At 67.6% G+C, this 4,715-nt stretch carries 5 protein-coding genes; 2 read left to right on the top strand and 3 right to left on the bottom strand.

Annotated elements, in window-relative coordinates; translation table 11 throughout:
- Together VIR09_RS08005 and VIR09_RS08000 are read right to left on the bottom strand one after the other, a co-directional pair.
- Positions 1–822 (bottom strand): 3-keto-5-aminohexanoate cleavage protein (locus tag VIR09_RS08005; RefSeq protein WP_332012394.1); only part of this gene is annotated, 822 nt, incomplete at its 3' end.
- Complete coding sequence (locus VIR09_RS08000) at positions 819–1,781, bottom strand: 3-hydroxyacyl-CoA dehydrogenase family protein (RefSeq protein WP_332012393.1); 963 nt, start codon at positions 1,779–1,781, stop codon at positions 819–821. The genes VIR09_RS08000 and VIR09_RS08005, both read right to left, overlap by 4 nt.
- A 122-nt stretch (positions 1,782–1,903) precedes the next feature.
- Between VIR09_RS08000 and VIR09_RS07995 the strand changes: the two genes are divergently transcribed.
- Positions 1,904–2,812: a LysR family transcriptional regulator gene (locus VIR09_RS07995; RefSeq protein WP_332012392.1), complete on the top strand. Its 909-nt coding sequence runs from the start codon at positions 1,904–1,906 to the stop codon at positions 2,810–2,812.
- Between the two features lie 209 nt (positions 2,813–3,021).
- Positions 3,022–3,489 (top strand): MarR family winged helix-turn-helix transcriptional regulator, encoded by a 468-nt coding sequence (locus tag VIR09_RS07990; protein ID WP_414639403.1) that lies wholly within the window; start codon positions 3,022–3,024, stop codon positions 3,487–3,489.
- Between the two features lie 20 nt (positions 3,490–3,509).
- Here the strand turns inward: VIR09_RS07990 and VIR09_RS07985 are convergent, their stop codons facing one another.
- Positions 3,510–4,499 carry an XdhC family protein gene (locus tag VIR09_RS07985; protein WP_332012390.1) on the bottom strand — a complete coding sequence of 330 codons (990 nt, stop codon included), beginning with the start codon at positions 4,497–4,499 and terminating at the stop codon, positions 3,510–3,512.
- Positions 4,500–4,715: the final 216 nt, after the last annotated feature.

The following is a 4,715-nucleotide window of genomic DNA, read 5'->3' as shown; positions in this document are numbered from 1 at the left end:
GGCGGCCGTGGCCAGCGGGCGGCCCAGCGCCTGTGCGCCTTGCGCGGCTTGCAGCACCAACGCCGAATTGCCGGGCGCGGTGCTGCCGTCGCGCAGCTTCAGGTTGTTTTCGAAGCCCACGCGCATGTGACCGCCGAATGCCGCTGCCGTGGTGACGCAGGCATTCTCCTCGGGACCGAAGGCGCAGACGGCCCAGGGCAGGGACTGGTCGTACGCGGCCAGGAAGGGCAGCAGGTCGTAGGCAGAGGAGGTCTGGCCTGCGCTGTAGCGGCCCAGCACGAACAGCACCGACCACGCTCCCGGCGGCACCAGGCCGCGCGCGCGCAGCGACAGCCAGCGGCGCACGTCGCTTTCGTCGTACAGGATGATCTGCGTCATGATGCGGCGCTCCGCGATCCAGGCCAGGAAGGCCGCCAGCTCGGTCTCCGGGATGTCCGGCACGGCGATCTCGCGCAGCCCGATGGACACGGCCTCCGGCTGCAGTTCGCGCACCAGGGAGATCTGCTCAGCCGCTTTGTAAACGCCGGCGGCTTCACTGGTCACCTGCACCAGCAACTCATCGCCCACGGCGTTGCGCACGGCAGCCAGGGCGTCGCGGTAGGCCTGCGCGTCCAGCAGGTGGCTGCCATCAGGTTTGCGCACGTGCATGTGCATCATGGCGGCGCCGGCGTCCAGGCAGGCGCGCGCTTCGCGCGCCAGGGCTTCGGACGTGAGCGGCACGGCCGGGTGGTCGGCCGCCTTCTTGTAGGCGCCATTGGGCGCCACCGTGATGATGACGGGCGAGTTGGCCAGGGCGGCGCGGGGCAGGGGCGCGTTGCTCATGGCTTGATCTCCGGCAGTTCCGGCGCAATCAGGTCCAGGCCCGCGCGCAACAGGCGGTCGTAGCGCGCGCGTTCGGCGGCGATGGTCTCGGGCGTCCAGGCGTAAAAGCCCTCGCCGGTCTTCATGCCGTGGCGGCCGTCCTGGGCGCGTTCGGTCAGGCAGCGCGCCGGCTCGCTGGCGTTGCAGAAGGTGGGGTACATGGTGGCGCCGGCCGCGGCGTGCACGTCGATGCCGGCATGGTCGCGCTGCATCACGGGGCCGGCCGCCAGGAAGCGGAAGCCGAAGCCGAAACGCACCGCCGCATCCACGTCTTCCGGCGAGGCGATGCCGCGGTCGATCAGGTCGAAGGCCTCGCGCGACAGCGCGTGCTGCAGGCGGTTGGCCAGGAAGCCCGGCAGGTCCTGCCGCACCTTGACCGGCACGCTGCCGCAGCGGCGCATGAATTCGATCAGCGTATCCGCGCAGGCATGGTCGCTGGCTTCGCCCAGCACCACTTCCACCAGCGGTACCAGATGCGCGGGCATGAAGAAGTGCAAGCCCAGCATGCGGCCGCGAGTGTCCAGGCCCTGGCTGATGGCGCTGATCGGGAAGCTGGAACTGTTGCTGGCCAGGATGGCGCCGGGCCGGGCGCGTTGCGCCAGGTCCGCGAACAGCGCCTGCTTGATGTCCAGGCGTTCGGGGATGCATTCGATGACCAGGTCCACGCCGGACCAGTCCACCTCGTCCAGGCTGGACGCGGTGGATAGCAGGGCGGCGTTCGCGTCCCGGCCTATGGTCTTGAGGTTTTCCGCGACGCGGGCGGGCAGGCCCGCAGCGCGTCCGGCATTCGATTCGATCACGGTCGTGCGGCAGGCCGCGCGGGTCAACACCACCGCCACGTCGGCTCCCATGGTGCCGCCGCCCACCACCACCGCATGCGCCGCGCCCGGATTGGGCAGCGCTATCGCGTCCGTCTGCATGGTTTGCTCCTTCATCTGAAATTTCGCTGGAGGCGAGTGTAGAGAACCCGATTTGATTGATGAATCAGATTTTTTGGATAGAATGATCGTTAATTTAGATCAATAAAGAGGCCGCTGCCGGCATGCAGATCAATCTTTCGATGCGCGATATCGACACGACCCTGGTGCTGGGCCGCACGCTCAACTTCCGCCAGGCCGCCGCGCAGCTACACCTGTCGCAATCGGCCCTGTCCACGCAGATCCAGCGTATCGAGGACGCGCTGGGCGTGCGCCTGTTCGACCGCACCACGCGCACGGTCCGCCTCACGGCCGCCGGCGAAGTCTTCATGCAACAGGCCGCCGTCCTGCAAGTGGCCTTCCGTGACGCCATCGCCGCCGTCAGCGGCATCGTCAATGCGGAGCAGGGCCAGGTGTCGGTGGCGGCCCTGCCTTCGATCGCCGCCCGTCTGTTGCCGCGGGTGCTGATGGCCTACCGCCAGGCCCACCCGCAGGTCGCCCTGAAGGTGCGCGACACCTTGTCGGGTCCGTCCTTCGATCTGGTGCGCGCGGGTGAGGTCGACTTCGCCCTGACCGCTGCCGATCCGCAGCATGCGGACCTGCACTACGTGCCGTTGATGTCCGACAGCTTCCTGCTGCTGATCCCCCAAGCCCATCCGCTGGCGCGCGCCCGTGGCCCGCTGCGCTGGGCCGATACCGCCGACGCGGCGCACGTGTCGATGGTGCAGCCGAGCAGCGTGCGGCAATATACCGAGTGGGCCTTTTTGCAGAACCGGATCCGCTTCACGCCGGCGTTCGAGGCCGAGCATCTGACCACCATCGTCGCCATGGTCGAGTGCGGATTCGGCGTTGCGGCATTGCCTGAAATCGCCGCCAGCGCGGTGGCGCAAAATGGCATTGTGCAGCGTCCGCTGATCGGCCCCGTGGCCGAGCGTTCCATCGGCTTGGTGACCGCGCGCAACCGCAGCCTGTCGCCGGCCGCGGCGGCGCTGGTGCAGTCTTTGAAGGACTATCTGGCGGAGCAGTCGCGCTAGGCGTCGCGGCGTATTTTCGACCCGCCGCGCGCTTCTGCGCGGCGCGGTTTTGATTTCAGGCAAACGCTTGCAGCGTGCCGCTCGACAGGAAGCGCCCGGTGGTATTATCCTCAGTGCACTAACTAAATTGGAGCTGCCTCAACGTGCCGGATGTACAGAAAAAGACGACGTCCCTGAAGCGCGTCGCAACTCATAAGATGGACACCAAGATTTTCGATCCGGCCAAGCAGGTACTTTGGTCGCGTCCAGGCTATCTGGTGCGGCGCCTGAACCAGATCCACTACGCCATGTTCTACGAGGAGTGCAAGACGCAGAACGTGACGCCGGTGCAGTATGGCGTGTTGACCGCGCTGTCGCTCAGCCCCTGGCTGGACCAGACCGCCATCGGCATGGAACTGGGACTGGACCGCACCACCACCGCGGACGTGGTCAAGCGCCTGCAGGAGCGCGGCCTGGTGGAACGGCGCGTCAATCCCAACGACAAGCGCTCGCGCCAGGCTGTCATCACCCAGGAAGGGTTGCGCATCATGGGCATCCTGCAGGAAGGCATGGCGCGCGCCCAGCAGCGCCTGCTGGAGCCCTTGTCCATGCGCAATCAGGAAATCTTCATGAAGCTGCTTTCCACCCTGGTGGAAGCCAACAACCAGTACAGCCGCACTACGCTCAAGCCCATGTAGGGCGGGGCCGGCCGCCTGTCTCAACCTTGCAGCGCGTTGACCTGAGGCGCGCTGCGCGCAGCCTCGCCGTCCCCCAAGGTGTTGCGCACCCAGATCAGTTCGGCGGCGATTGCCACCGCGATCTCGGCCGGGGTCTTGCTGGCAATGCGTAGCCCCACCGGGCCGTGCAGGCGCGCGATCTGGCTGTCGTCCAGGTCGAACAGCCGCAGCCGTTCGCGGCGCTTTTGCTGGTTGGCGCGCGAACCCAGCGCGCCCACGTAGAACGCCGGGGATTTCAGCGCTTCCAGCAGGGCCATGTCGTCGAGCTTGGGGTCGTGGGTGACCGCCACGATGGCGGTGCGCTCGTCGGTGCCGATCTCCAGCACCGCGTCGTCGGGCATGCTGGTGAGCAGGGTAGTTTGGGACAGATTCCAATTGCCGAAGAATTCTTCGCGCGGGTCGCAGACCGTGACGTGGAAATCCAGCGTCGCGGCGACGTTGGCCAGCACCTGGGCAGTCTGGTTGGCGCCGATGATGAGCAGCCGCCAGCGCGGGCCGTACACGCTGCGGAAGATGCGGCCGTCGAAGTCCGGGCCATCGGCCGGGCCGGCGGCAGATACCGAGCTGCTGCCGTCGTGCAGATCCACCGTGCGCTGGACCAGGCGATGGCCGCGTACGGCTTCCAGCACCAGGTCCAGCCATTGCGTGTCGCGCAGCGGTTCGCTGATCAGGCGCAGCGTGCCGCCGCAAGGCAGGCCGAAGCGCGCGGCCTCGTCGCGCGTGACGCCATAGGTCAGGCGGGCGGGGGCGTCTTCCAGCGCGCCCTCGCGGGCGCGGAGAATCAGGTCGTCCTCGATGCAGCCGCCGGAAACCGAACCGGCCATGCGGCCATCGTCGCGCAGGGCCAGCATGGCGCCCGCCTGGCGCGGCGCCGAGCCCCAAGTCTGCACCACGGTCACCAGGTGCACGCGGCTGCCCGCGGCCACCCAGTCCCGGGCATGTTGCAATACGTCCAGATCCAGAGCGTTCATCGGCTTCTCACAGTGAAGGGCCGTGGCGCTGTCACGGCTTATATTCACTATACTGATCATTATGGCGAATGTCTCTAGTGTCTATCCCTACCCGGGCCCCTTGCGAGTCGGCATCCTGCTGGCTGCGGGGCAGGGCTCGCGCTACGCCGCACAGCGGCCGGGCGCCGACAAGCTGCTGGCGCCCTTGCCGCAAGGCGTGTGCGTGGCCGTGGCCAG

Origin of the sequence: Achromobacter sp., assembly GCF_036567245.1 — a bacterium.
Taxonomy (GTDB): Bacteria; Pseudomonadota; Gammaproteobacteria; order Burkholderiales; family Burkholderiaceae_B; genus Achromobacter.
Note: the sequence above shows the minus strand (reverse complement) of the source record. Positions and strands in the feature narration are given on the sequence as shown.